23 protein-coding genes are annotated in these 24,631 nt (G+C 62.8%); 14 read left to right on the forward strand and 9 right to left on the reverse strand.

The annotated features are described in order from the left end of the window. The first annotated feature begins 57 nt into the window (after positions 1 to 57). The 5 genes from BLS41_RS04070 (at position 58) to BLS41_RS04090 (ending at position 2,916) form a co-directional block, all read left to right on the forward strand. Complete coding sequence (locus tag BLS41_RS04070; RefSeq protein WP_143026214.1) at positions 58 to 618, forward strand: GspH/FimT family pseudopilin; 561 nt, start codon at positions 58 to 60, stop codon at positions 616 to 618. Then, positions 615 to 1,061, forward strand: a complete 447-nt coding sequence (locus BLS41_RS04075) for a type IV pilus modification PilV family protein (RefSeq protein ID WP_074763121.1) — start codon at positions 615 to 617, stop codon at positions 1,059 to 1,061. Before BLS41_RS04070 ends, BLS41_RS04075 begins: the two co-directional genes overlap by 4 nt. Then, positions 1,058 to 1,867: a PilW family protein gene (locus tag BLS41_RS04080; RefSeq protein WP_074766271.1), complete on the forward strand. Its 810-nt coding sequence runs from the start codon at positions 1,058 to 1,060 to the stop codon at positions 1,865 to 1,867. The genes BLS41_RS04075 and BLS41_RS04080 overlap by 4 nt, the downstream gene beginning before the upstream one ends. Before the next feature lie 158 nt (positions 1,868 to 2,025). Then, positions 2,026 to 2,469, forward strand: a complete 444-nt coding sequence (locus BLS41_RS04085) for a pilus assembly PilX family protein (RefSeq protein WP_436971994.1) — start codon at positions 2,026 to 2,028, stop codon at positions 2,467 to 2,469. Positions 2,470 to 2,478: 9 nt separating this feature from the next. Beyond that, entirely contained in the window at positions 2,479 to 2,916 is a 438-nt protein-coding gene (locus BLS41_RS04090; protein WP_074763122.1) for a type IV pilin protein, read from the forward strand. Positions 2,917 to 2,984: 68 nt separating this feature from the next. Here the strand turns inward: BLS41_RS04090 and BLS41_RS04095 are convergent, their stop codons facing one another. The 3 genes from BLS41_RS04095 to BLS41_RS04105 form a co-directional block, all read right to left on the reverse strand. After that, entirely contained in the window at positions 2,985 to 3,482 is a 498-nt protein-coding gene (locus BLS41_RS04095; RefSeq protein ID WP_074763123.1) for a DUF3318 domain-containing protein, read from the reverse strand. Between the two features lie 132 nt (positions 3,483 to 3,614). Then, entirely contained in the window at positions 3,615 to 4,001 is a 387-nt protein-coding gene (locus tag BLS41_RS04100; protein WP_074763124.1) for a phage holin family protein, read from the reverse strand. A gap of 155 nt (positions 4,002 to 4,156) precedes the next feature. Further along, entirely contained in the window at positions 4,157 to 4,459 is a 303-nt protein-coding gene (locus tag BLS41_RS04105) for an ElaB/YgaM/YqjD family protein (protein ID WP_028198798.1), read from the reverse strand. A 342-nt stretch (positions 4,460 to 4,801) separates the two neighbouring features. Between BLS41_RS04105 and BLS41_RS04110 the strand changes: the two genes are divergently transcribed. Beyond that, positions 4,802 to 5,440: a peroxiredoxin gene (locus BLS41_RS04110; RefSeq protein ID WP_074763125.1), complete on the forward strand. Its 639-nt coding sequence runs from the start codon at positions 4,802 to 4,804 to the stop codon at positions 5,438 to 5,440. Between the two features lie 150 nt (positions 5,441 to 5,590). Here BLS41_RS04110 and BLS41_RS04115 read toward each other — a convergent pair whose 3' ends face one another. Beyond that, complete coding sequence (locus tag BLS41_RS04115) at positions 5,591 to 6,781, reverse strand: acyl-CoA dehydrogenase (RefSeq protein ID WP_074763126.1); 1,191 nt, start codon at positions 6,779 to 6,781, stop codon at positions 5,591 to 5,593. A gap of 93 nt (positions 6,782 to 6,874) precedes the next feature. Between BLS41_RS04115 and BLS41_RS04120 the strand changes: the two genes are divergently transcribed. Next, positions 6,875 to 7,660 (forward strand): IclR family transcriptional regulator, encoded by a 786-nt coding sequence (locus BLS41_RS04120; RefSeq protein WP_074763127.1) that lies wholly within the window; start codon positions 6,875 to 6,877, stop codon positions 7,658 to 7,660. Between the two features lie 245 nt (positions 7,661 to 7,905). Here the strand turns inward: BLS41_RS04120 and BLS41_RS04125 are convergent, their stop codons facing one another. Further along, complete coding sequence (locus BLS41_RS04125) at positions 7,906 to 8,739, reverse strand: EAL domain-containing protein (RefSeq protein ID WP_074766275.1); 834 nt, start codon at positions 8,737 to 8,739, stop codon at positions 7,906 to 7,908. A 401-nt stretch (positions 8,740 to 9,140) separates the two neighbouring features. On the opposite strand from BLS41_RS04125, the gene BLS41_RS04130 reads away from it, so the two are divergent. The 3 genes from BLS41_RS04130 to fahA are packed head-to-tail and all read left to right on the forward strand — an operon-like array spanning position 9,141 to position 13,228. Beyond that, positions 9,141 to 10,520 carry an MFS transporter gene (locus BLS41_RS04130; RefSeq protein WP_074763128.1) on the forward strand — a complete coding sequence of 460 codons (1,380 nt, stop codon included), beginning with the start codon at positions 9,141 to 9,143 and terminating at the stop codon, positions 10,518 to 10,520. A 36-nt stretch (positions 10,521 to 10,556) separates the two neighbouring features. After that, positions 10,557 to 11,915: a homogentisate 1,2-dioxygenase gene (hmgA, locus tag BLS41_RS04135; protein ID WP_074763129.1), complete on the forward strand. Its 1,359-nt coding sequence runs from the start codon at positions 10,557 to 10,559 to the stop codon at positions 11,913 to 11,915. After that, positions 11,912 to 13,228 (forward strand): fumarylacetoacetase, encoded by a 1,317-nt coding sequence (gene fahA, locus BLS41_RS04140; RefSeq protein WP_074763130.1) that lies wholly within the window; start codon positions 11,912 to 11,914, stop codon positions 13,226 to 13,228. The genes hmgA and fahA overlap by 4 nt, the downstream gene beginning before the upstream one ends. Before the next feature lie 133 nt (positions 13,229 to 13,361). Here the strand turns inward: fahA and BLS41_RS04145 are convergent, their stop codons facing one another. The 3 genes from BLS41_RS04145 to BLS41_RS04155 form a co-directional block, all read right to left on the reverse strand. Continuing rightward, the gene (locus tag BLS41_RS04145; protein ID WP_083379926.1) at positions 13,362 to 14,522 is read right to left on the reverse strand and encodes an MFS transporter; all 1,161 of its coding nucleotides are present in this window, start codon (positions 14,520 to 14,522) and stop codon (positions 13,362 to 13,364) included. A gap of 167 nt (positions 14,523 to 14,689) precedes the next feature. Beyond that, a complete protein-coding gene (locus tag BLS41_RS04150; RefSeq protein WP_074763132.1) occupies positions 14,690 to 15,856 on the reverse strand; it encodes an MFS transporter in 1,167 nt (388 codons plus the stop codon). A gap of 221 nt (positions 15,857 to 16,077) precedes the next feature. Then, positions 16,078 to 16,905 carry a crotonase/enoyl-CoA hydratase family protein gene (locus tag BLS41_RS04155; RefSeq protein WP_074763133.1) on the reverse strand — a complete coding sequence of 276 codons (828 nt, stop codon included), beginning with the start codon at positions 16,903 to 16,905 and terminating at the stop codon, positions 16,078 to 16,080. 93 nt (positions 16,906 to 16,998) lie between these two features. Between BLS41_RS04155 and BLS41_RS04160 the strand changes: the two genes are divergently transcribed. Beyond that, complete coding sequence (locus BLS41_RS04160; protein WP_074763134.1) at positions 16,999 to 17,616, forward strand: plasmid fertility inhibition factor family protein; 618 nt, start codon at positions 16,999 to 17,001, stop codon at positions 17,614 to 17,616. Between the two features lie 49 nt (positions 17,617 to 17,665). On the opposite strand, the gene BLS41_RS04165 is transcribed toward BLS41_RS04160, so the two are convergent. Continuing rightward, on the reverse strand, positions 17,666 to 18,670 hold the full coding sequence (locus BLS41_RS04165; protein ID WP_074763135.1) for a 2-hydroxyacid dehydrogenase: 1,005 nt from the start codon (positions 18,668 to 18,670) through the stop codon (positions 17,666 to 17,668). Positions 18,671 to 19,286: 616 nt separating this feature from the next. Here BLS41_RS04165 and aspT (BLS41_RS04170) point away from each other — a divergent pair. The 3 genes from aspT (BLS41_RS04170) to BLS41_RS04180 all read left to right on the forward strand — a co-directional run bounded on the left by aspT (BLS41_RS04170) (position 19,287) and on the right by BLS41_RS04180 (position 24,557). After that, positions 19,287 to 20,969 carry an aspartate-alanine antiporter gene (gene aspT, locus BLS41_RS04170; RefSeq protein WP_074763136.1) on the forward strand — a complete coding sequence of 561 codons (1,683 nt, stop codon included), beginning with the start codon at positions 19,287 to 19,289 and terminating at the stop codon, positions 20,967 to 20,969. A gap of 150 nt (positions 20,970 to 21,119) precedes the next feature. Then, positions 21,120 to 22,802 (forward strand): aspartate-alanine antiporter, encoded by a 1,683-nt coding sequence (gene aspT, locus BLS41_RS04175; RefSeq protein WP_074763137.1) that lies wholly within the window; start codon positions 21,120 to 21,122, stop codon positions 22,800 to 22,802. 90 nt (positions 22,803 to 22,892) lie between these two features. Next, positions 22,893 to 24,557, forward strand: a complete 1,665-nt coding sequence (locus tag BLS41_RS04180) for a bifunctional aspartate transaminase/aspartate 4-decarboxylase (RefSeq protein WP_074763138.1) — start codon at positions 22,893 to 22,895, stop codon at positions 24,555 to 24,557. The last annotated feature ends 74 nt before the right edge of the window (positions 24,558 to 24,631 follow it).

Here is a 24,631-nt window from a genome sequence, read left to right on the forward strand (position 1 = left end):
TGAGCCTTCTCCGAATTGCTAGATTGGCCGTATTCTTCGAAACGATCAGGGGTGCAGATGAAATACGACGCCGTTTACCGGCCGTCTGCCGGCGGCTTCACGCTTGTCGAAACGCTGGCCGTGCTTGCGTTGCTGGCGGTGATCGCGGTCCTGGCGACGCCATCGTTCGTCGCGTGGCATGTCCGCGATCAGGTCGATGCGCGCACAAGGGCGCTGGCCTCGACTCTCGCTTTTGCGCGCAGCGAGGCGCTGCGTCGGGGCTCACGTGTCATTGTTTGCAGGATCGATTCGGCGCGACGTTGCCTGAGCACGGGGCAGCCCTGCGTGAGCGGTGTTGCCGACTGGTCGTGCGGATGGGCCGTTTTTGCCGACCGCGCGGGCACGCTTTCACTACTGCGGGCGCAACCGCTGCTCGCGGCAGTAAGCATCGTCGGGGTACAGACAAATCTGACATTTACGCCGCCTGCCGGCCAATTGATTGGCACCTTCCGTAGTTTTGATATCGCACCGGCTGCGTCGTCGAAAGCGACACAAGGGGCCAAGTGGCGACGCTGTGTCCACATCGCGGCAGGTGGTCGCGCAAGGATTTCCGAAGGTGCTTGCGGAGCGGCGTCATGATGCGATATCCGTTCAACCCGCGACCACGTTGTCGCGCATCAAAGTCCACTGGCAGCTCGCTGATCGAAGTCATGCTGGCCGTTGCGTTGATGGCAATCACAGCGCTCGGACTTATCGCCGGGCAATTGTGGACCGCTCGCGAAGCCCGCGCGATGGCAATGCGCGAGCAGGCGGCATGGATCGCCGATTCTGTGGCCGAGGCAATGCGTACGCCAGCATTGGCTGATTCCGCCACGCGGCAATGGAACTCACAGGCCACTACGCTCTTACCGCATGGGGAAGCTTCGTCAGGCGACAGCGCGGGCGTGGCCATCGCGCGAGTCACGTGGACATCCGTCAAGGACATGCCGGCAAACGGTGACGTAATCGACAAACCGGAGTCCTGTGGTGGCGCCGATGTCCCTGCCGGCACCTCATGCGTCGCGCTGGCGTTGATCCGATGACTTCGCGCAAATCCGGCTCTCACGGTCAAACGCTGATCGAGTTGCTGATTGCAATGGCCTTGGGACTCGTTGTGACGGCAGGCGCCGTGTCGCTCTACTCAAGTCAGCGCGCTGCGTTCGAGCGTGCGAGCAACGCCACGACAATTCGCGAAGCCGGGTTGACCGCCTTGTCGCTGATCGGCCAGCAAGTGCAAATGGCCGGCTTCGTTCCCGCGGATGCCGCAAGTTATAGCGGCCCGCCGCCGTTGTCCGGATGCTCCGGCGGTCGTCCAACGGGGGCTGACGACAGTCTTGCCTGCACGACCTTGACCAGCCGGTCGGACGGCGTCGCGGTTCGATATGTGGGGGATCCGGTGTCCACGTGGCCATCCTCAGCCGGCAACGTCACCGATTGCCTTGGACAAGCGGTGACAGGCGACGGTGCGGCGTTTGGGGAGCAGGGTGCGCTGGTGGTCAACCGGTACTTTGCCAGCGTCAGCACGTCGACCGGCGAGCCTGAACTCTATTGCGAAGGCAGCGGCAAGGTGGGCTCTGCGCAACCTCTGGTGGAGGGCGTCGAGCGCATACGGGTCAGATACTGGCTAGCCAGCGCGTTGAGCGCAGTAGACGCATCAGCGGTAGCCGTCGATCAATGGACAAACGTCGTGGCCGTCGATCTTTGCGTGCTCGTTCGTGGTTCACCGCAGGGTCAGCGGTCACGTTATGTCGATTGCGACGGCGTGAGTGTCCTCGGCACCGATTTGCGTCCACGGCAGGCGTTCTCGCGGCGAGTGGCGTTGCGTAATCACCCGGAGGGTTTTCTGTGACCGACCGATCAAAAAATTCCGGGCTATGCCGCGAGCGCGAGAAAACTTCACCAGGTTGCGATGTGCTGTCACGTATTCGAGGTCTCGGCGGCACCGGTCGCGCTCGGCGTGTTCTCCAGCGCGGTGTCGTGCTGCCAATCGTTCTGCTGATCTCAACCATGATGCTGACCACGTCGGCGGTATGGTTCGAAACATCGTTGGCGGCAGCGCGCTCGGCCAGCAATGTGCGTGACTATTTGCAGGCCTTCCACGCCGCAGATTCAGCGCTGATTGCCTGCACCCGCACTGTCGTTGCTGCGGTTGCAGAAGCGGTCCAGGCACCGCCGGTTGCGTCCGTCGAGCCGACTCAATGGAAACTCAAAAGTGCATTCGAGGCTGGAGCAGTCACGCCCGTCGCGCAATGGCCAGGCTCGCAGCGGGCGCCGCAATGTTTGATAGAGACGTGGCGCCTCGCCAATCGCGTTGATGCTCAAGCGTATTTGCTGACTTCACGCGGGTTCGGGCGTAGCGACGACTCGCAAGTGTGGCTGCAGATGGAGTTGGTGATTGATGGCGGAGCGATCGAGCGTCATTGGCGGCGCGTCGCGGCCAGGCCGTTTTGAGGGAGAGTTATGAAAGCGCCAAACACGTCCGCGTTCACGTTGCTCGAATTGATGATCACGCTGGCGATAGCCGCCACCCTGGCTGTGTTCGCGGTGCCCGCGTATCGCAGCCATATAGCGCGAACGCATCGCATCGACGCAGCTTCGGCGTTATATCGGGCAGCGCAATTTATCGAGGGGGCGGCAAGTGACGGTGTCCCGACATTGCCACCGGGACTGGACCAGGCGCCGCAATTCGGAGTGTCGATTTATCGCTTGCGCGTGCTGCCCGCCGATGACACAAACGGTGGCTATTCGATCGAGGCAACGCCGGCGGAATCGGGCCCGATGCGTGACGACGCCTGCGGGACTTTCACACTCGACGCGACCGGCCTGCGAGGCAATAGAGGTTCGGAAAACGAAGGCGGTTCTATGCCGGCGAGCGGCGAGTGCTGGAATACAACCTGACGACAGAGCGTGCGACAGATAACCGCTCAATTGCCCCAACAAACTATCGACTCCTAATCAGGAACCCTTCAATACCCGCCATCCACTGATTCTTCTTTAGCCCGAGGAGAAGCAGCCGCCCCGGCAGGTGCCGCCGACTCGCGCTTCATCTGCTGCCAGATCCGATACGCTTCCCACGCGGCGAGCCCGAGGCTGCCCCATTTGAGTGCCGGCTTTGCACCGGCCGCGACCGTGGCACGCAATGGCTTGGCAAGCAACATCGAAGCAATCGAGCTAACAAACGGATATTGCTTAAGCAAAGCGCCAATGGTTCCAGCGTTGATAAAGCTCGCCTTTTCGCCGCTGCGGGTCCGTACTCCACCAAAGCCCGGCACGATAAATTTGAGCCAGCTGAAATGCGTAACCGCCTGTCGCAATTCGATGGTCGCCTGAGCGAGCTCCATTCGCTCGACATCCGCGCGCACCAGCAGCAACTCCTTGCGCAACGCACGCAGATGCGGCGCGCTCAGATCCTTCGCCTGATGGCGCTTGTTACGGAAGGCGGTGTCGGAATGGCTTTGGCTCATGGCGTATCGACGGCAGTGGAGGTGAGGTGGGACGGCCGTTCGACGTCAGTCAGGTCGAACAGAACAGCAAAGGCGAAGCAGCTTCACAACCGCAACTCAGCGCGCACCTGCACACTGGCTGAACCTTACGCTTCAAGGTTTGCGAAATACGTCGCGATCTTTCTCGAACTCGGCAACCGTGGCTTCGAACACCATAGGCGCATTGCGCAAGCCGCTGCGCGCTTTCAGCGCACAAGCGAGTCCCGCGATGGCATAAACGAGGGTGATGCCGGCAAGCGACTGCCACCGGTAGGTGTCCCAGAATGAAATCGCGATGAGTGCAGTCAGCGCGATGAGCGCCATCGTGGCGAGCATCATGGCTGCCAGGCCAAGGAACAGCACGCCGAGCAGACGGTCTTTTTCTTCGGCGAGTTCAATGCCGACCAGTTCGAGCCGTGTCTGCAGTATGGCAAATACGGAACCGATAATGCGGCGCAACGGACTAGGTTCTCCGCGCTGCGAATGTGTTTCGATGGTCATGGCGTCATGGCTGTGGGCGTTGCGCGTGAAGGCCTGCCTGGCGCGAGCGCGCGCCAGGAAAAGCAGACCGGCCAGGCATGCGCCGGTCTACCCGATTCGCTGGTGCGCCGGACGAAAACCCGACCGACGACCTCATCAATATTGCTTGCGATGTCTTACTTGCGATTGATCAGCAGACCCAGCAGCACGCCCGCGCCCGCAGCGATGCCGATGGACGCCCACGGATGCTCATGCACGTAGTCGTCGGTAGCGCGAGCGGCTTTCTTGCCTTTCTCGACCACCACGACCTGCACGTCAGCGGCCTTTTCCTTAGCCTGCTTCAGGCGCGTCAGCGCCGTTTCACGCAGTTCCGAAGCGCGCTCGCCAGTGGCGCTCGCGGCCTGTTTCAGCAGATCCTCAGCGTCCGCGAGGACGGTTTTGATATCCGACATCAATCTCTCCTTGTTGACTTCCGACATTGACAACTCCCCTTCGTCTCACGGCCACGCGTGAATCGTAACCAAAGAAACGTTTGCTGGCGAGCGCCGTGCCCGGTTGATTCGAGGAACGCACGAACTGTTCCCGACGCAGCAAAACCATAGAAATGCAGTTTGGAAGGTCAATCTTCCCAAAGTATGCGTAGCATGGAGTTGATCTGTCCCGCAAAGTTTCCACTAAATCGGTGAAAATTACAAAAACGCATAAAGTAGTGACGCGATGTTCGTTCGCCATGTACTGTCGTTGCCATATGCTTTATGTTTGCGGGGCGTTGCGGGCAACAGCCCGCGCGGGAAATCCGACTACCTTTAAGGAGATGCACAATGAGTCTACGTCTTGGCGATATCGCGCCGGATTTCGAGCAGGAATCGAGTGTTGGTCATATCAGGTTTCATGAGTGGCTGGGCGATAGTTGGGGCGTGCTGTTCTCGCACCCCGCCGACTTCACGCCGGTCTGCACGACCGAACTCGGCCTCACAGCGAAGCTGGCCGGCGAGTTCGAAAAGCGCAATGTGAAGACGATCGCGTTGTCGGTCGACAGCGCCGAGTCGCATAAGGAATGGATCAAGGACATCAACGAGACGCAGGCCGCGAACGTTGGCTTCCCGATTCTCGCTGACGGCGACCGCAAGGTGGCCGAGCTGTACGACATGATTCACCCGAACGCCAACGAGACGCTGACGGTCCGCTCGTTGTTCGTGATCGACCCGAAGAAGAAGGTGCGTCTGATCATCACGTATCCGGCCAGCACCGGCCGCAACTTCGACGAAGTGCTGCGCGTGATCGACTCGCTGCAACTCACCGACAACCATTCCGTCGCGACGCCGGGCAACTGGAAGCAGGGCGACGACGTGGTGATCGTCCCGTCGCTGAAGGACGAAGAAGTGATCAAGCAGAAGTTCCCGAAGGGCTACAAGGCATTGCGTCCGTACCTGCGCATGACGCCGCAGCCGAACAAGTAAGCGGCTAATGAATCGCGCGGGTCATGCGGCTCGCGAGGTTCATCAAGCGCATCGCTAGTTGCAATATGGCGCTGCAAACAAAGAAGGCCGGTTCAACATTGAACCGGCCTTCTTTTTTCAATCGAACTTCAGAACAGCATCAGCGAAAAATCAGAAGAACGCCTGGATGCCCGTCTGCGCGCGCCCGAGAATCAGCGCGTGAATGTCGTGCGTGCCTTCGTACGTATTCACGACTTCCAGATTCACCAGATGCCGCGCAATCCCGAACTCGTCCGAAATACCGTTGCCGCCGAGCATGTCGCGCGCGAGTCGCGCAATGTCCAGCGCCTTGCCGCATGAATTGCGCTTCATGATCGACGTGATCTCGACCGCCGCCGTGCCTTCGTCCTTCATGCGGCCGAGGCGCAGCACGCCTTGCAGGCCGAGCGTGATTTCAGTTTGCATGTCGGCGAGTTTCTTCTGGATCAACTGGTTTGCGGCGAGCGGCCGGCCGAACTGCTTGCGATCGAGCACGTACTGACGCGCGGTGTGCCAGCACGACTCGGCCGCGCCGAGCGCACCCCACGCGATCCCGTAGCGCGCCGAGTTCAGACACGTGAACGGGCCGCGCAAACCGCTGACGTCCGGGAAACGGTTTTCTTCCGGCACGAACACGTCGTCGAGCACGATCTCGCCGGTGATCGACGCACGCAAACCGACCTTGCTATGAATGGTCGGCGCCGACAGCCCCTTCCAGCCCTTCTCGAGAATGAAGCCGCGGATCGAATCCTTGCCGTCTTCCTCGAGCTTCGCCCACACGACGAACACGTCGGCGATCGGCGAATTGGTGATCCACATTTTCGAGCCCGACAGCGAGTAGCCGCCGTCCACTTTCTTCGCGCGCGTGATCATGCTGCCCGGATCGGAGCCGTGGTTCGGTTCCGTCAGACCGAAGCAGCCGATCCATTCGCCGCTGGCGAGCTTCGGCAGGTACTTCTGCTTTTGCGCGTCAGAGCCGAATTCGTTGATCGGCACCATCACGAGCGACGACTGCACGGACATCATCGACCGGTAGCCGGAATCGACGCGCTCCACCTCGCGCGCGATCAAACCGTATGCGACGTAGTTCAGACCGGGGCCGCCGTATTGCTCGGGGATGGTCGGGCCGAGCAGGCCGAGTTCGCCCATTTCACGGAAGATTTCGATGTCAGTCTTCTCGTGGCGGAACGCTTCGAGCACGCGCGGTTGCAGCTTGTCCTGCGCGTAAGCGGCGGCGGCGTCGCGCACCATGCGTTCGTCTTCGGTGAGCTGCTGATCCAGCAGCAACGGGTCTTCCCAGTGAAACTGCGCGGCCTCGGCCATGACGTATCTCCTGATTCTTGCTTGATCCATGCTTGACTTGTGTTCCGCTATGCGAAACAATGTTTTGCAAACGACACCCGAGTGTATCACCCGATGACGCCAGCATCCACTCCCCCTGAACCGCTCGACGAGCGCAAATTCGTCGTCGCCCTCGCGCGCGGGCTGGACTTGTTGCGCGCGTTCAAGCCGGGCGAAACAATGCTCGGCAACCGCGATTTCGTCGAACGAACGGGGTTGCCGAAGGCGACCGTCAACCGGCTCGCCTATACGCTAACCGTCCTCGGCTATCTGCGGCTCGATGAAACGCTCGGCAAATATGCGCTCGACGCGGGCGTGCTATCGCTGGGTTTTGCGCTGCTATCAGGTACGGACACGTTGGAACTCGCGCGCCCGCACATGCGCACGTTCGCGCGCGAGGTGGGCGCGGCGGTATCGCTCGGTTGCCGCGACGGGCTCGACATGATTTATCTGGAGACGATCCGCAGCGAGACCGCACTGACGCTCGGGCTCGCATCCGGCTCGAAACTGTCGATGCTGACCAGCTCGATGGGACGCGCGTATCTGGCCGTGCAGCCGCCCGACGTGCAAGCGGCGTTGCTGATCGACTTGAAGAAGGCGGCGGGCAAGGTAGGCGCGGCGCTGGTCGCCGATGCCGAAGCGGAAATCGCCGCGTTCGCTAGCGAGCGTTGCTGCTATTCGTTCCGCGCATGGCACGACGATGTGAATGCGGTGGCCGTGCCATTTCGCGAGCCGCGCGAAGGGCGCTGGCTGGTGCTGAGTTGCAGCGGACCGGCATCGTCGATGGGAGAGGAGGTGTTTCGTGACAGTGTTGCGCCGAGATTGAAGGCGCTCGCGCGGCGACTGGGCGATACGGGTTGAGGCGCGAACGTGCCTGACTGAAACCCGTGGCGTAACGTGGGGAAAAAAGACGATTGGCACATGAGACGCCCACTGCATGCCGACAGCAGATGCTACTAACGGTGAATCGGGAGGGCGCTACCTGCGATAAAAGCCGGGATACTCCCGCACGTAGATAGTCCTGGCTCAACCGTGGCAACAGATAACGCATCTATTCGCCTCATCGATGAGCCCAAGCCGCACATCGCCTCGCAATCTCACCCCAATCAAACCGCCCGATCGTGATAATGCGCGGTGAACAACGGCCCCTGCACAAACCGCACGTCGTACTGCTGCAACGCGAGGAACTGCGCTTCGTCCATCACGCGATTGAAAATCAGCGGAATCTTCAAACGGCTCGCATAGCCGACTAGCGGTTTCACCGTCGCATCGCGCAACGCGATGGCGGCGTCCATCTTGATGAAGTCGAGCCGCGCCGCTTCCGATACCGACAGAATCTGCCCCGCGTTCGACAGATTGCCCGCCACCTTGAAACCGTAGTGCTGATAGCTCCTGGTCAGATAGCCGAGAAAGGTCTTGTGCGCGACCGCCGCAGCCGGCAACTCGATCACCACTCGCGACGGGTTCAATCCGAACGACACCAGCACGGTCGAAAAATGCCGTCCGTGGTCGTACTTCACACTCTTCAGCAAACGCTCGTGCACGCGCAGAAACAGCAGCCCATGCCGTTGCGCGCCGAAGAAATTGATCGCATGCAACGCCCGTGACATGCGGTCGAGCGCGACCAGTTCCTGATCGTCGCCGATCCGGTCGAACGGATCGAACACGTCGAACGGCGCGGAGTCCAGCCGATGCGTGACGGCCTGGAAGCCGAGTTCATCGCCGAAACGATCCACGCCCTCCGCGCCCGACGACAGCGACTGCGCCAATGCATGCACGCTGATGTCGAAGATCGGCTCATAGGAACTGGCCAGTTCGAGGTCCCTGAAGCGCGCCAGAGCGATGTCGCCGTGCTCCCCTTGTCCCATCGTCAGATGTTCGCCGAGAAACGGGTGGCCGGCGGAGCGCTTGATGAGATCGGGGATGGTCGGCGGAATCATGGAATAAAAGAATGAGCAGGATAAATGCGCAGTCGCGCGGCGACGCGACTCGATTGCCGCATCCATTGATGGTAGCAGTCCGCAAAGCGCGGTCATGAACAAAATGCTCATAACGTTATCCGCCGAACGCTTGTGGGCGCGGCTCGCGGCGCTTTGGTCCGGGGTGGTTCAGGGTATACGTTAGTTTCACTATTCGTAATTCGTTTTACTATGTGTAACTCGCGACGCCGTTGCGAATGAGATTCAACGGATGCGGAGAGTGGAACGGCGGGTGGTTTGCCCGAACGCATCTCGCACGTGCGGCGGACCGCGCCCCACCCGCGAGATGCGCCCCAAGCCGCACCGGCCCATCGAGCCGCACGGCCGCCCAACCAGTCCGCCCAGGATCAGGAGACAGCTTCATGAACGCCAACCCGGCCGCGGCCGCCAACGGCCCGCATGCCACCAACGTGCTCGACGTCGAGCACGTGCTTCGCGACACCCATCAGCCGGCATTCCAGATGATGCTGTTCGCGCTCTGCGGGCTGTGCCTGCTGATCGACGGCTTCGACGCGCAGGCGATGGGCTACGTCGCGCCGAGCGTGATTGGCGAATGGCACGTGTCGAAGGCGGCGTTGGGGCCGGTGTTCAGCGCCAGCCTGTTCGGCATGCTGCTCGGCGCGTTGGGCCTGTCGGTGCTGGCCGACCGGATCGGGCGTCGGCCGGTGTTGATCGGTGCGACGTTTTTCTTTGCGCTGTCCATGCTCGCGACACCGCTCGTGTCGACGATTCCCGCGTTGATCACACTGCGCTTCATCACCGGTCTCGGACTCGGCTGCATCATGCCGAACGCGATGGCGCTGGTCGGCGAGTTCTCGACCCCCGCGCATCGCGTCAAGCGGATGATGCTCGTGTCGTGCGGCTTCACGCTGGGCGCGGCGCTCGGCGGCTTCGTTAGCGCCGCGCTGATCCCGGCGTACGGCTGGCGCGCGGTGTTCTGGGTCGGCGGCACGGTGCCGTTGCTGCTCGCGTTCGCGATGCTTGCCGCGTTGCCCGAGTCGCTGCAATTTCTCGTGCTCAAGGGACGCAGCGCACAAGCGTTGCGCTGGCTTGCGAAGTTCAACCCCGCGCTGCCGATCGACTCGAACACGCGTCTCGTCGTGCGGGAAAAGGGCAACGGCGGCGCGCCCGTCGCCGAACTGTTCCGCGCAGGACGCGGCCCGGTGACGGCGATTCTGTGGGCGATCAGCTTCATGAACCTGATCGATCTGTACTTCCTGTCGAACTGGCTGCCGACCGTCATGCGCGACGCCGGTTATTCGGCGGGCACGGCGGTGATCGTCGGCACGGTTTTGCAGACGGGCGGCGTGGTCGGCACGCTGCTGCTGGGCTGGTTTATCGAGCGCTTCGGTTTCGTGCGCGTGCTGTTTGTGTGTTTCATCGGCGCGGCGCTGGCGGTCGGCGCGATCGGATCGGTTGCGCATGCGTTGCCGTGGCTGCTGATCGTCGTGTTCGCGGGCGGCTTCTGCGTGGTCGGCGGACAACCGGCGGTCAACGCGCTGGCCGGCCACTTTTATCCGACCACGCTGCGCTCGACCGGCATCGGCTGGAGCCTCGGTATCGGGCGGATCGGCTCGGTGATCGGGCCGCTCGTCGGCGGTCAGCTGATTGCGATGAACTGGTCGAACGCCGCGCTGTTTCAGGCCGCCGCCGCGCCGGTGCTGTGCTCCGCGCTGCTGGTGATCGCGCTGGCCGGTTTGACGCGGCTGCGTGGACGTCCGTCCGGAACGCAGTCCGCGTGACGCGAAAAAGAGTCGAGTATCAACGGAGAACCTTGCATGGATACCCCAACACGTAAAGCGGCCACAACCGCGCCCGCAACGAGTTCGCGACTCGAGATCGAGCCGGGCTATCAGTCGGGATTCACTAACGAATTCGCGACCGAAGCGTTGCCCGGCGCGTTGCCCGAAGGCCGTAATTCGCCGCAACGCGCAGCCTACGGGCTGTACGCTGAGCAGATTTCTGGCACCGCGTTCACCGCGCCGCGCGGACACAACCGCCGCTCGTGGCTGTACCGGATTCGTCCGGCGGCCGTGCATATGCCGTTCACCCCATTGCCTTCGGACCGGCTAGTCGCGAACTTCGCCGAGGTGCCTCCGACGCCGCCGAATCAGCTTCGCTGGGACGCGTTGCCGATGCCGGCCGACGCCACCGATTTCATCGACGGCTGGGTGACGATGGCGGGCAACGGCTCGGCGGAATCGATGAACGGCTGCGCGATTCATCTGTACGCGGCGAACCGTTCGATGCAGGACCGCTTCTTCTACAGCGCCGATGGCGAACTGCTGATCGTGCCGCAGGAAGGGCGCCTCGATATTGCGACCGAAATGGGCCGGCTCGAAGTCGGGCCGTTCGAAATCGCGGTGATCCCGCGCGGCGTGCGCTTCTCGGTGAGCCTGCCGGACGACACCGCGCGCGGCTATATCTGCGAGAACTTTGGGGCGTTGCTGCGCTTGCCGGATCTCGGTCCGATCGGCTCGAACGGCCTGGCGAATCCGCGCGATTTCCTCACGCCGCACGCCGCGTACGAAGACCGCGAGGGCGACTTCGAACTCGTCGCGAAGCTGAACGGCAATCTGTGGCGTGCGGACATCGGCCATTCGCCGCTCGACGTAGTTGCGTGGCACGGCAACTACGCGCCGTACAAGTACGACCTGCGGCGCTTCAACACGATCGGCTCGATCAGCTTCGATCATCCCGACCCGTCGATATTTCTGGTGCTGCAATCGCAAAGCGACACGCCGGGCGTCGATACGATCGACTTCGTGATTTTCCCGCCGCGCTGGCTCGCTGCCGAAGATACGTTCCGGCCGCCGTGGTTCCATCGCAATGTCGCGAGCGAATTCATGGGGCTGGTGCACGGCGTGTACGACGCGAAGGCCGAGGGCTTCGTGCCGGGCGGCGCGAGTCTGCATAACTGCATGACGGGTCACGGCCCGGACGCCGACACGTTCGAAAAAGCGTCGCACGGCGATACGTCGGTGCCGAAGAAAGTCGGCGACACGATGGCGTTCATGTTCGAAACGCGCACGCTGATCAAGCCGACCCGTTTCGCACTCGAAACCGCGCAGTTGCAGGCGCATTACTACGAGTGCTGGCAAGGTCTCAAGAAACATTTCAACCCGGAGCAACGATGAACGCATTGAGCGATCTTCAGGCGACGCTCGATCCGTCGCGCAGGAGCTGGGTCGAGTCGGCCAACGATTCGACCAACGATTTTTCGATTCAGAATCTGCCGTTCGGTGTTTTTAGCGACAGGCAGAACGACGCGCGTCGCGTGGGCGTGGCGATTGGCGACCAGATCGTCGATCTCGCCGCGTTGCAGACGGCAGGGTTGCTGAAACTGTCGCTGTCGTCGTCGACATCGAAGGCGGATGTTTTTGCGCGCGATACGTTGAACGATTTCATCGCGCTGGGTCGCGATACGTGGCGCAGCGTGCGGGTTCAATTGAGCACGCTTCTGGCTCGCGACACCGCAACACTGCGCGACGACGCTGCGTTGCGCGCGAAAGTCCTCGTGCGTCAGGCCGACGCGAAGCTGCATCTGCCCGTGCAGATTCCCGGCTACACCGATTTCTATTCGTCGAAGGAACACGCAACGAACGTCGGCTCCATGTTCCGCGATCCGAAGAATGCGCTGCTGCCGAACTGGTCGGAGATGCCGATCGGCTACAACGGGCGGGCGTCGTCGGTGGTGGTGAGCGGAACGCCGGTGCGTCGGCCGAACGGTCAGTTGAAGCTGCCGGATCAGGAACGCCCGGTGTTCGGCGCGTGCCGCAAGCTCGATATCGAACTGGAAACCGGCTTCGTGATCGGCGCGGGCAACGCACTGGGCGAGCCGGTGGCGTGCGCGGATGCCGAGGCGCATATCTTCGGCATGGTGCTGCTGAACGACTGGAGCGCGCGCGATATCCAGCAATGGGAATACGTGCCGCTCGGCCCGTTCAACGCGAAGACGTTCGCGACCACGATCTCGCCGTGGATCGTCACGCTCGACGCGCTCGAACCGTTCCGCGTCGCGCAGCCGGTGCAGGAGCCTCAGCCGCTCGCGTATCTGCGTCACGAGGGCCAGCACGCGTTCGATATCAGACTGGAAGTGACGCTGCGTCCGCGCGAGGCGAAGCAGGCGAGCACGATTGCGCGGACCAACTTCAGGCACATGTACTGGACGATGGCACAGCAACTCGCGCATCACACGGTGTCGGGCTGCAATACGCGCGTGGGCGATCTGATGGGGTCGGGCACGATCAGCGGGCCGACGGAGGATTCGTTCGGCAGCCTGCTGGAACTGACATGGAACGGCAAGAAGCCGCTGGAGTTGCGCGAAGGCGGCACGCGCAGTTTCATCGAAGACGGCGACGAACTGACGCTGGCGGGCTGGTGTCAGGGCGACGGATATCGCGTGGGATTCGGCTTGTGTGCAGGCGAGATTTTGCCCGCGCTGAAGTGACGATCAAGCCGCGTTGAACCGGCGCGGCGCTAAAAAAGGGGAGATCGGCTTACACGCCGATCTCCCCTTTTTTATGCAGTGGCAACTCGCGTCTGCGCATCCGCGCGCGTGCCCAATCCGTCGAGCCGAACGATCAGCCCGCGATCTCCGTGAAGCCGCGCCGCTTTTCCCACCACACTGCAACCAGAAACGCGAGCGCCGCCACCAGCAGCACGCCGACCATCGCGTCGTTGCCCACCCGCTTCATCAACGCACCGGCCACCAGCGGACCACCGAAGCTCGCCGCGCTCCACGATGCACCCACCAGCGAACTCGCCGACACCAGCGCGACGCCGCGAAAGCGCTCGCCGCACGCGACCAGCGACAACGTATAGATCGCGCCCGCCGCCGCGCCGAGCACATACAGCAGCGGCCAGCACAACCACGGCGAGCGGACCGCCCACGGCAGCAGCGGCAACAGCGCGACGACCACGATCCCGCATCCGGTATGCACCCGCTCTCGCCCCAGCCGGTCCGCGAGCCAGCCGATCGGAAACTGCATCGTCGTATCGCCGAGCAGCAACGCCGACGCGAACAGCACGGCCACCTCGCTCGCGATGCCGTGCGACATCGCGAACAGCGGCAGCAGCGACAGCGCAATCGTGTCGAACAGCGCGAAGAAGCCCGTGCCAATGACGAGCGCGGGCATCTGCGGCAACACGCGACGCCAGCCGCCGTGTGCTGCGTGTTCATCGTCGTGGGCGTGCGGAGTCGTGCGGATCGTCGCGAGCATCGGTAATGCCAGCAGAAAAATTGCGCCGCACAGCAGAAAACGCTCATGCGTGAATCCGGCGATCTGGCTCACCAGCACCGGCCCCGACATCTGGAATAGCGTGAAGTTGGTCGCGTAGATCGCGATGACGCGGCCGCGCGAAGCGTCGTCGGCCAACTGGTTGACCCAGGCTTCGCCGATCGTGAACAGCAACATTAACGCCGCGCCGCACAACAGACGCAACACGGCCCATAGCCAGAGGTTCGCCGAGAGTTGCATCAACGCGGTGGCGAACGCGACCACCAATACCGCGCCGACAATCACCTGACGGCCACCGAAGCGTGCCGCGATCCATCCGGCCAGCGGCACGATGATGAGACCGCCGCCCGCTTGCGCCGCCGTCAGCAGGCCGACGACGTCGGTGCCGTAACCGGCTTGCGTCAACGCGAGGGACGTGAGGGGAAGCGTCGCGCCGCTGCCGAGTCCGACGACGGCGACACTGAGGATCAGAGCGAGGAAATCGCGGGTGAAGATGACTTTCATCGGGCGGGATGCTACTACGGGCGCCACGCATTGGCACCTGTCGTGTCGGACGGGGCGCCCGCAGGACGTTGCGGCGACGCGTGTGCATGATGCGTGCCGGCAACGATTGAAGAGAAGAAACTGAACGGGCGCGAAAACCGCGCCCGCATCGTGCAACCAGTTCGAGATTAACCCGCCACCGCCATCCGCTGCGCGCGCCGGTCGATCGACACCGACCACAGCGTCAGCAGCAACGCGCCAATCGATGTCGCCACGCCGACCCACGGCAGCGTGGTCAGCGGTGCGCCCGCACCGATCGCCATACCGCCGAGCCACGCGCCGGTCGCGTTGCCGAGGTTGAACGCGCCCTGGTTCAGCGTCGAAGCCAGATTCGGCGCGTGACTTGCACGGTCGACGATCAGCATTTGCAGTGGCGGCACGATCGCGAAGGCAAGAATGCCCCACACGAAAATCGTGATCATCGCGGGAATCTCGGCGTGCATCGTGCCCGCGAAAATCGTCAGGATCACGACGATCGCCAGCAGGAACGCAACCAGCGATGGCATCAGCCGCCAGTCGGCCAGCTTGCCGCCGAGCGTGCTGCCGACCGTCAGGCCGAGACCGAACAGCAACAGCACCATCGTGACCGCGTGCGGCGTGAAGCCGGTCACGTCTTCGAGAATCGGGGTGATGTAGGTGAAGGTCGAAAAGAGACTGGCCGACGCGAGCACGCTAATGCCGAGCACCATCAGCACCTGCGGGTTCTTCAACACACTGAATTCGCGGACGAGACTTGCTTTCTCCATCTCGATCTTCGCGGGCAGACACACGGCCAGCGCCGCCGCGGCGACGATGCCGATACCGGTCACGGCCCAGAACGTCGCGCGCCAGCCGACCGCCTGGCCGAGCGCGGTGCCGAGCGGCACACCCAGCACGTTGGCGAGCGTCAGGCCGGTGAACATCAGCGCAATGGCTTGCGCGCGGCGGTTCGGCGCGACCAGCCCCGCAGCCACGACCGAGCCGATCCCGAAGAACGCGCCATGGCAGAACGCCGTGACGATGCGCGCGGCCATCAGCACCGCGTAACCTGGCGCCACCGCGCACAGCAGGTTGCCGACGATGAACACGCCGATCAGGCTCATCAGCGCTTTCTTGCGCGGCATGTTGGCGACCGCGATCGCGACGATGGGCGCGCCGATCGTCACGCCGAGCGCATAGGCCGACACCAGCATCCCCGCAGCGGGAATCGAAACGGACAGATCGCGCGCGACATCGGGCAGCAGCCCCATGATCACGAATTCGGTGGTACCGATTCCAAACGCGGCGACGGCAAGGGCTAGCAGGGGTAAAGGCATGGTGGCGGAGCGTGAATCAGCACGACGGGAGCGCCGTGCGGCCGACGCGCGTTTTCGGGGCGAAAACGCCTGCGCCGGGCAGGGATAAAGCAGTAGGGGATTCTACCTAAGACAAAACGACGCGGCTGATCCGTAAGGCAATTGTTGTTTTTTGCTGAAAACTGGACGGGGCGCGCGTGTCTTGAGGCGGCGCTTCGAACCCTAAAGCGAAAGTGGAATGCTCAGCGTTTCGTGAGCGGGCCCGCCTGCAACGGATCGCCGTGACGGCCCGCACCTCCGGCAAAATTCGCCGCCCCGGCGACGCCTTCGTCGAACACCGCCCGATAGCCGCCCGCGCCTTCGCGACGCAGTGCTTCGGCGAGGTCGTCGAGCGTGCTGTTCTCCAACGCGGAGCGGCGATCGGCGAGCAGTGCCGTCTGCGGAAACGCGGCCAACTCCGCAGCCAGTTGCTCGGCTGCGGCGCGGACAGAGCCTTTCGGCACGACGCGGTTTGCGAGCCCGAAGTCGAGCGCTTCCTGCGCACTCACCGCGCGTCCGGTGAGAATCAGATCGAGCGCTCGCGACAGTCCGATCAGACGAGGCAGCCGGATCGTGCCGCCGTCGATCAGCGGAATCCCGACGCGCCGGCAGAACACGCCCAGCACCGCATCGTCTTCGACCACCCGCAGGTCGCACATCGCGGCCAACTCCAGCCCGCCCGCGACGGCATAGCCGGCGATCGCCGCGATCACCGGTTTGCTGAAACTCATCCGCGTGGGACCCATCGGGCCGGGGCCGCTGCCATCGGCGTGCAGTTCATTGCGGCGGGTGTCGTCGGATAGCGCGCTCAGATCCGCGCCCGCGCAAAACGTGCCGCCCGCGCCGAACAGCACCGCCGCGCGCCACGCGGGCTCCGCCTCGAAGCGGCTGAACGCGTCGCTCAACGCCTGCGCAACCGGACGGTCCACCGCATTACGTCGCGCCGGACGCTCAAGGACGATCGTCGCCACGCCGTTATCCTCGTTAGGTTCAATGCGTACGTATTCACTGAAATTTTGGGTGGTTATCATCGTTGAACCCGTGGAGGTCGGTACCCGCGAGCGCGCTTATCCCGCGTGCTCGCGCGAGGTGCCGATGCAGAGTAATTAATAGAGTGGCTCGTCATGCTTCTTTCACACTCGGCTCGTAGCGTTAGCGCTCTATTCACACGCTGGCGTTTTTTCGCCGGCTTATCGAGCCTGCCTTTGCCCTTGTCCAATTCATCGCCAACCGGTGCGCCGGGATGTGCTGAAACCGTCTGGCTCGTGCCGCTGCACGAACATCCATGGTACGACCACGTGCGCCTGAAACGCGTCTTCGTCACCGACGGCACGCGGCACCAGGTCGTGCTGGTCGACGTGCGCAAACTGCTCGCCTGTGCGGATCGCGATAACACCGACTACGTGCTGCGGCCCGTCGCCGAATGGCATTCGGGCAAGGTGCGCGGCATTCGCGAGTTTCTCGATCCGGACAGCCCGCGCGTGCCGCAGATGCCCTACGTGACGATCTCGACGCGTCGCGCTTCGGGTCTGCTCGGCTGGCTCGGTCTGGAGCGCGAAGGGGTGGTGGCGTTTCGCAATGGCCAGCATCGCGCGCGTTATCTCGCCGATGCCGGCGCGCGCTGGTGTCCGGTGGAAGTGCACGAGCGCGAGGCGGGCTTGCTGCGCGAAATGTGCGGCGCCGCAGACGACGCCCGCACGGCGATTCGCGCTGTCTCATTGAGCAAGGAAGGCGGCGTTTAAGCAGCCGCTCCTGCTGTTACCGAACCGGAAACCGAGGCGCTCGCAGCGCTTACGCGTGGCTCGCCGCAAGCACCGTATTGCGCGGCGTGCCACCTTGCCAGGCCGCGACGTTGTCGAGCGTGGTCTGCGCAATCTCGTTCATCGCCTCGCGCGTGAAAAACGCCTGGTGCGCGGTGACGATCACATTCGGGAACATCAGCAGGCGCGCGAGCACGTCGTCCTGGAGCGGCAGATTCGAATGATCTTCGAAGAAGATGCCGCCTTCTTCCTCATACACGTCCAGACCGAGATTGCCGAGCTGACCGTCTTTTAGCGCGCCGATCAGCGCGTTGGCTTCGACGAGTCCGCCGCGCCCCGTGTTGACCAGCATCGCGCCGCGCTTCATCTTGGCGAGCGCAGGTCCGTTGATCAGATGGTACGTGGACGGCAACAGCGGGCAGTGCAGGCTCACCACATCCGATTCGGCGAGCAGCGTGTCGAGCGGCACGTAGCGTGCGCCGAGCGCGAGCAGATCGTCGGCGGGCGTGCCGGGATCGTGCGCGAGCACCTGCATGCCGAAGCCCGCCATGATCCGTCCGAACACGCGCCCGATCATGCCGGTGCCGACCACGCCCACGGTCTTGCCATGCAGATCGAATCCCAGCAGCCCATGCAACGAGAAATCGCCCTCACGCGTGCGCGCGACCGCACGCGGCAAGCGCCGGTTCAACGCGAGAATCAGCCCGACCGCGTGCTCGGCTACCGCATGCGGCGAATAGGCCGGCACACGCACGACGGGAATCCCAAGACGCTCGGCGGCGGCCAGATCGACGTGATTGAAACCCGCCGAGCGCAGCGCGATCAGGCGCGTGCCGCCTGCATGGAGTTGCTCCAGCACGGTGGCGTCGACATGATCGTTGACGAATGGGCAGACCACTTCATAACCGTGCGCGAGGATCGCCGTTTCGCTATCGAGATGCGACTCCTGGAAATGCAGTTCGTAACCGTGGGAGGCGTTGGTTTCGGTGAACGTGTCGATGTCGTACTGACGGCTGCTGAAGAGGATCATGCGCATGACGGGCTCCGGAGAAGACCCGCCGCTTTCGAAGCCGCGCATTAGTCACACGGCAAAAGGGCAGGTCAGTGCAGTTCGTTGAACCTGGTGCAGTACTCGGTGCGGTTTGGCGATTCAGTATAAGGCACTCATTGCGCGGACTACTGCATGGCGCAGAGCAGCATAAATCGCGTTGGCCTTAAGTGTGGACCTTTACCGAAGCTCGTGTTTCGTGAAGTCGCCGGCTTGTAATGAAAATCATATTGACAGTCGTCCCGATCTACAATATTTATTAAAAGCAGTCTAAAACGCACGTTTAGTGGTACTGCAAGAAACCGGCCAACTGAAGATTATGTCTTTTTCACGGCGTCAGACAACTTCGCGAGGAAATAGTGATTGTCGAGCTAGCGGAAACTTATCCCGGTTCCGGTTTCGTCACTGCGGCGCGGCGTAATTTTCCGTACGTCTTTCGCCTATTCCCCTCTGCCATTGGCTTTCGGCTCGCCGACTCCCGATATACGGTTTAACGAACGTTTGAAAGAATTGTCCGGCTATATAGGTCGGAATGGATTCACTCGTTTTATAGCGCGATTTTTTTTCAGCTATCTACTAACAAGACGTCAATCGGCGAGCCAACATGATCGGTGAATTGCTGAGATCGCAACCGGAGATCGCACTCTTTGCGAGCCTTGCAATTGGCTATTTCATTGGATCGTTTCGCGTCGGGCCGATTCAGCTAGGCGGCGTGTGCGGCACGCTGATCGTGTCGCTGCTATTGGGGCAAACCGGCGCGCGCCTCGCGCCTGATCTCAAGAACATTGCGTTCGCGCTTTTCATCTTCGCGCTCGGCTTCACCGGCGGCCCGCAGTTCTTCGCCAACATTGGGCGCGGCTGGCGGTATGGCCTGTTGTCGGTGGTCGAGATCGTGTCGGTGCTGGTGCTGATCATGATCGCCGTGTTCGTGATGCGGCTCGACGCCGGGACCGCAGCTGGTCTGCTGGCGGGCGCGGCGACGGAGTCGGCGGTGATCGGCACGGCTTCGGAAGCGATTGGAAAGCTCGGCCTCGGCAGCACGGAGACGTTGCGTTTGCAGGCCAACATCGTGACTGCGTACAGCGTGAGCTACCTGTTCGGCCTGATCACCATCGTGCTCTTTACCAGCCAGTTCGCGCCGCTGTTGTTGCGTATCGACCTGCGCGAAGAGGCCGAGCGCGTGTGGCGCAAGCTCGGCGGCGACGGCGCGTTCGGCGAGGGCCAGCAAGCCGCGGCGCCCGCGCTGGTGGGACGCGCGTTTCGCGTCGGCGCGACGGCCGGCACCACGATTCAGGCCTTGGAGCAGCAGTACGGTTTCAATCTCACCGTCGAGCGCGTGCAGCGTGCAGGCGCAATGGTTCAGGCCGATCCGCAATTGCAACTCACCGCCGACGACCTGATTCTCGTGGCCGGACGGCGCGAAGCGGTGGTCGCCGCGTCGGCGGGATTCGGCGAAGAAGTGGACGGCTCGACCTTCGGCGAGGTGATCGCCGAAAAGCTCGATGTCGTGATGACGCGCGGCGACCTGCATGGCCGGACCATCGCCCAGGTACGCGAGCAGGCGAAGCCGGAAAACGGACGCGGGGTCTACATCGCGGCCGTCACGCGGCTGGAAACCACGGTGCCCGCGCTGCCCGGCACCGAACTCAATCGCGGCGACGTGCTGACGCTGGTCGGCGCGAAAGCCGATGTCGAACGCGGCGCGAAGCGCCTCGGCTATATCCTGCCGCCCACTCTTAAAACCGACTTCATCTATCTCGCGCTCGGCGTGCTGGTGGGCATGGCAATCGGCCGGCTCGGCGGACGCATCGGCGGCGTGTCGATCGCGCTCGGCACGGGCGGCGGCTGTCTGCTGTCGGGGCTGCTGTTCGGCTGGATCCGCTCGCGTTATCCGCTGATCGGGTCGCTGCCTTCGGCGGCCGCGCAGATTCTGAAGGACTTCGGTCTCGCCACGTTTATCGCGGCGGTCGGGTTGTCGGCGGGACCGGACGCGATCAAGCTCGTGCGCGAATACGGTTTGGCGCTGCCGGTGGCGGGCATTCTGATGGTGCTCGTGCCGGGGCTGCTGTCGCTGTGGATCGGCCACAAATTTCTCAAGCTCGAAGCGCCGATGCTGCTCGGCGCGATTGCCGGCCAGCAATGCAGCACGCCGGCGATCAGCGCGCTGGTTGGCGTGACCGGCAATTCGACCCCGGTGATCGGCTACACGATCACCTACGCACTCTCGAACATCCTGTTGCCGTTGATGGGACCCGTGGTCGTCGGACTCGCCGGCAAGTTCGGCTAGTCCGGTTCGTCGGCCTGTCTGCGCATGTGCGGTGCGCAGACGGAAACGGCATGTCGTACACAACGCAAACGCGGGACGCGAAACCTCGCCGCACCGCCGTCTCAAGCACTACCCAGTACTCAGTATCGCCAACTATTCAGCGAGGGCACGATGGACTGGTTACATGACATCTTTCACAAATCACCCGAGATCGCGTTGTTTCTGTCGCTGGCGATCGGCTACTTCATCGGGCAGATCAACTTCGGCAAATTCCAGCTAGGCGGCGTGGGCGGTTCGTTGCTGGCGGCGGTGGTGGTGAGCCAGGTGGGCGTGACGATCGACAACGGCGTGAAGTCGGTGATGTTCGCCGTGTTCATCTACGCGGTCGGCTACGACTCCGGTCCTGGCTTTTTCAACTCGCTCAATCGCAAGACGCTGCGGGAAATCGCGATGGCGGTGTTTCTTGCCGTCTCGGCGCTGGTCACCGTGGTGATCTGCGCGAAGCTGTTCCATCTGAACAAGGGGCTGGCAGCCGGGCTCGCGGGCGGCGCGCTGACGCAGTCGGCGATTATCGGCACGGCGGGCGACGCCATCGCGCGGCTCGGCTTGCCGGCGGATCAGGTGAAGTCGTTGCAATCGGACGTGGCGATTGCGTACGCGGTGACCTACGTGTTCGGCTCGCTCGGGGCGATTATCGTCTGCGTGAATATCCTGCCGAAGTTCATGGGGCAGGGCTTGCGGGAGGCGGCGATCGATGCCGAGCGCGATCTCGCGTCGGGCGCGTCGTCTAACGCGCCGGGGCAGATATCCGCGCTGCCCGAGCTGGTGGGGCGCGTGTACAAGATCGACGTCAGCGCGGGCAAAACCGTGAAGGCCGTCGAGACCCAGCATCAGGACGGCCTGACGATCGAGCGCGTCAAACGTGACGGCCAGGTGCTCGACCCGACGCCCGATCTCGTCCTGCAACTGAACGACATCGTGCTGGTAGTGGGACGCCGCGAGGCGGTCGTCGCGTTCGGTGCGAACGGCAGCGAGGTGGCCGATTCCGAGGGTATCGGCATCGTCATGCAGACACGCGACGGCGTGTTCACGCGCAAAGGCATGAATCACACGACGATCGCCGCCGCGCGCCAGGTCGTGGATCGCGATATGCGCCACGGCGTCTACTTGCAGAACATCACGCGCGCCGGTCAGCCTCTGCCGATCCTGCCGGAAACCAAGCTCGAACATGGCGACGTGATCACCTTCTACGGCTCGCCGAAAGACACCAAGCGCGCCGTCGACGCAGCAGGCTACGAGTTGCCCCGCACGATCAAAACCGACTTCATCTACATGGGCGTCGGCCTCGTGCTGGGTCTGCTGATCGGCCTGATCGTGATCAACGTGGGCGGCATTCCGTTGACGCTCGGTTCGGGCGGCGGCTGTCTGCTGGCCGGTCTGCTGTTCGGCTGGATGCGCGGCAAGCATCCGATGTACGGCGTGATGCCGTCCGCCGCGTCGCGACTGTTGCAGGACTTCGGTCTTGCGGCATTCGTGGTGGTGGTCGGCCTCAACTCGGGATTGCAGGCGGTCGTGACGGTCAAGCAACTTGGCATCACGATCTTCCTGCTCGGCGTGTTCGTCACGTTGTTCCCGCTGCTGCTGACCATGCTGTTCGGCCGCTACGTCCTCAAGTACAACAATGCGGCGATTCTGGCCGGCGCACTGTCGGGCTCGCGCAGTGCGAACCCGGCGTTCGGCGGCGTGCTTGACAAAGCCGAAAGCGCGGTGCCGACCGTGCCGTTCGCGATCACCTATGCAATCGCAAACGTCGCGCTGACGCTGTTGGGGCCGCTTGTGGTCGGGCTCGTGTAGCGCCTGGTCAACCCTCTCTCTCACGCCGGCCGCAAGCGGTGCGACCGTCGCGGCACCGGCGTCTTTCATCTGCTTATTGGAGAACGCATCATGGCAAAGGATAAGGGCGACAAGAAGCACGCGGACATGGCGCAACCCGGTCTCTCCGCGCTCAGCCCGTTCGAACTGAAAGACGAACTGATCAAGGCCGCTGGCGGCGGCGCGGTGGAGCGGCCCGCCAATGCGTCGATGCTGAACGCCGGGCGCGGCAATCCGAATTTTCTCGCGACGATCCCGCGTCACGGCTTCTGGCAACTGGGGCTTTTTGCGATGCGCGAGTCCGAGCGCTCGTTCGCGTATATGCCGGAAGGCGTCGGCGGTTTCCCGAAGCGCGAAGGATTGACGGAGCGTTTCGACCTGTTCCTGCGCGAGAACAAGGGCGTGCCCGGGATCGACTTTCTGCGCGGCGCGATCTCGTACGTGCGCGATCAACTCGGTTACTCCGGGACCGACTTCCTGTACGAAATGTGCGAGGGCATTCTCGCGTCGAACTATCCGGTGCCGGACCGGATGCTCAAGATATCCGAGTTGATCGTCGGACAGTATTTGCGCAAGGAGATGATCGGCGATCATCCGTTTGTCGGCGAATTCGACGTGTTCGCGGTGGAAGGCGGCACGGCGGCGATGACGTACATCTTCAACACGATGCGTGAGAATCACCTGATCAAACCGGGCGACACGATCGCGCTCGGCATGCCGATTTTCACGCCGTATATCGAGATTCCGCGTCTGAACGACTATCAGTTGAACGTGGTGAATCTCGAAGCCGATGTCGCCAGTGGCTGGCAGTATTCGAAGAAGGAACTCGACAAGCTGCGCGATCCGAAGGTGAAGGCGTTCTTCCTCGTGAACCCGAGCAACCCGCCGTCGGTGAAGATGAACGACGAGAGCCTCGCGTACATCGCCGAGATCGTCAAGGAACGCCCCGATCTGATTCTGCTGACCGACGACGTGTACGGCACCTTCGCCGACGACTTCGTTTCGCTGTTCGCGCTCGCGCCGAAGAACACGATTCTCGTGTACTCGTATTCGAAATATTTCGGCGCGACCGGCTGGCGTCTGGGCACGATCGCGACGCATCGCGACAACGTGCTCGACAAGCTGATCGCCGAATTGCCGAAGGACGCGAAGAAGCAGTTGCACGAGCGTTACGAGTCGATCACGACCGAGCCGGACAAGCTGAAGTTCATCGACCGCCTGGTGGCCGACAGCCGCACCGTCGCCCTGAATCACACGGCGGGGCTATCGACGCCGCAGCAGGTGCAGATGGTGCTGTTCTCCCTGTTCTCGCTGATGGACACGCCGGACGCCTACAAGAACGCGCTGAAGCGCCTGATCCGCAAACGCAAGCAGGCGCTCTACGAAGAGGTGGGCATTTCGTTCGAGGACGACGATCCGAATCAGGTCGACTACTACACGATTCTCGACATCGAGTTTCTCGGCGAGAGGATGTTCGGGCGCGAGTTCGTCGAGTGGCTTTATAAAAACACCGAGCCGTCCGAACTGCTGTTCCGACTGGCGCGTGAAGCGCGCGTCGTGCTGCTGCCGGGGCGTGGCTTCGGTACCCAGCATCCGTCGGGCCGGGTGTCGCTCGCCAATCTGAACGAGTCCGACTATCGGCAGATCGGACGCGCGCTGCGCAAGCTGATCGAGGACTATGTTGAGCAATTCAACGCGGCAACCGGCAAGAAGCTCGATAAAACCGCTGTGAAATAACGGCGCATTCCGCTGCGCGAACCGACAAGCATAGTCAAAAAACTTGCGCAATCGCGCGGATCGGTGAATGATCG

Origin of the sequence: Paraburkholderia fungorum (assembly GCF_900099835.1) — a bacterium.
GTDB classification, from domain to species: domain Bacteria; phylum Pseudomonadota; class Gammaproteobacteria; order Burkholderiales; family Burkholderiaceae; genus Paraburkholderia; species Paraburkholderia fungorum_A.

Bases quoted from the DNA above. Each gene is read 5' to 3' on its own strand.
- BLS41_RS04165 (WP_074763135.1), bottom strand. From the start codon at position 18,670: ATGCGCATGATCCTCTTCAGCAGCCGTCAGTACGACATCGACACGTTC.
- fahA (WP_074763130.1), top strand. From the start codon at position 11,912: ATGAACGCATTGAGCGATCTTCAGGCGACGCTCGATCCGTCGCGCAGG.
- BLS41_RS04075 (WP_074763121.1), top strand. From the start codon at position 615: ATGATGCGATATCCGTTCAACCCGCGACCACGTTGTCGCGCATCAAAG.
- BLS41_RS04105 (WP_028198798.1), bottom strand. From the start codon at position 4,459: ATGTCGGAAGTCAACAAGGAGAGATTGATGTCGGATATCAAAACCGTC.
- BLS41_RS04150 (WP_074763132.1), bottom strand. From the start codon at position 15,856: ATGCCTTTACCCCTGCTAGCCCTTGCCGTCGCCGCGTTTGGAATCGGT.
- BLS41_RS04160 (WP_074763134.1), top strand. From the start codon at position 16,999: ATGCTTCTTTCACACTCGGCTCGTAGCGTTAGCGCTCTATTCACACGC.
- BLS41_RS04110 (WP_074763125.1), top strand. From the start codon at position 4,802: ATGAGTCTACGTCTTGGCGATATCGCGCCGGATTTCGAGCAGGAATCG.
- hmgA (WP_074763129.1), top strand. From the start codon at position 10,557: ATGGATACCCCAACACGTAAAGCGGCCACAACCGCGCCCGCAACGAGT.
- aspT (WP_074763136.1), top strand. From the start codon at position 19,287: ATGATCGGTGAATTGCTGAGATCGCAACCGGAGATCGCACTCTTTGCG.
- BLS41_RS04125 (WP_074766275.1), bottom strand. From the start codon at position 8,739: ATGATTCCGCCGACCATCCCCGATCTCATCAAGCGCTCCGCCGGCCAC.
- BLS41_RS04155 (WP_074763133.1), bottom strand. From the start codon at position 16,905: ATGATAACCACCCAAAATTTCAGTGAATACGTACGCATTGAACCTAAC.
- BLS41_RS04120 (WP_074763127.1), top strand. From the start codon at position 6,875: ATGACGCCAGCATCCACTCCCCCTGAACCGCTCGACGAGCGCAAATTC.
- BLS41_RS04145 (WP_083379926.1), bottom strand. From the start codon at position 14,522: ATGAAAGTCATCTTCACCCGCGATTTCCTCGCTCTGATCCTCAGTGTC.
- BLS41_RS04100 (WP_074763124.1), bottom strand. From the start codon at position 4,001: ATGACCATCGAAACACATTCGCAGCGCGGAGAACCTAGTCCGTTGCGC.
- BLS41_RS04085 (WP_436971994.1), top strand. From the start codon at position 2,026: ATGATGCTGACCACGTCGGCGGTATGGTTCGAAACATCGTTGGCGGCA.
- BLS41_RS04130 (WP_074763128.1), top strand. From the start codon at position 9,141: ATGAACGCCAACCCGGCCGCGGCCGCCAACGGCCCGCATGCCACCAAC.
- aspT (WP_074763137.1), top strand. From the start codon at position 21,120: ATGGACTGGTTACATGACATCTTTCACAAATCACCCGAGATCGCGTTG.
- BLS41_RS04115 (WP_074763126.1), bottom strand. From the start codon at position 6,781: ATGGCCGAGGCCGCGCAGTTTCACTGGGAAGACCCGTTGCTGCTGGAT.
- BLS41_RS04095 (WP_074763123.1), bottom strand. From the start codon at position 3,482: ATGAGCCAAAGCCATTCCGACACCGCCTTCCGTAACAAGCGCCATCAG.
- BLS41_RS04090 (WP_074763122.1), top strand. From the start codon at position 2,479: ATGAAAGCGCCAAACACGTCCGCGTTCACGTTGCTCGAATTGATGATC.
- BLS41_RS04070 (WP_143026214.1), top strand. From the start codon at position 58: ATGAAATACGACGCCGTTTACCGGCCGTCTGCCGGCGGCTTCACGCTT.
- BLS41_RS04180 (WP_074763138.1), top strand. From the start codon at position 22,893: ATGGCAAAGGATAAGGGCGACAAGAAGCACGCGGACATGGCGCAACCC.
- BLS41_RS04080 (WP_074766271.1), top strand. From the start codon at position 1,058: ATGACTTCGCGCAAATCCGGCTCTCACGGTCAAACGCTGATCGAGTTG.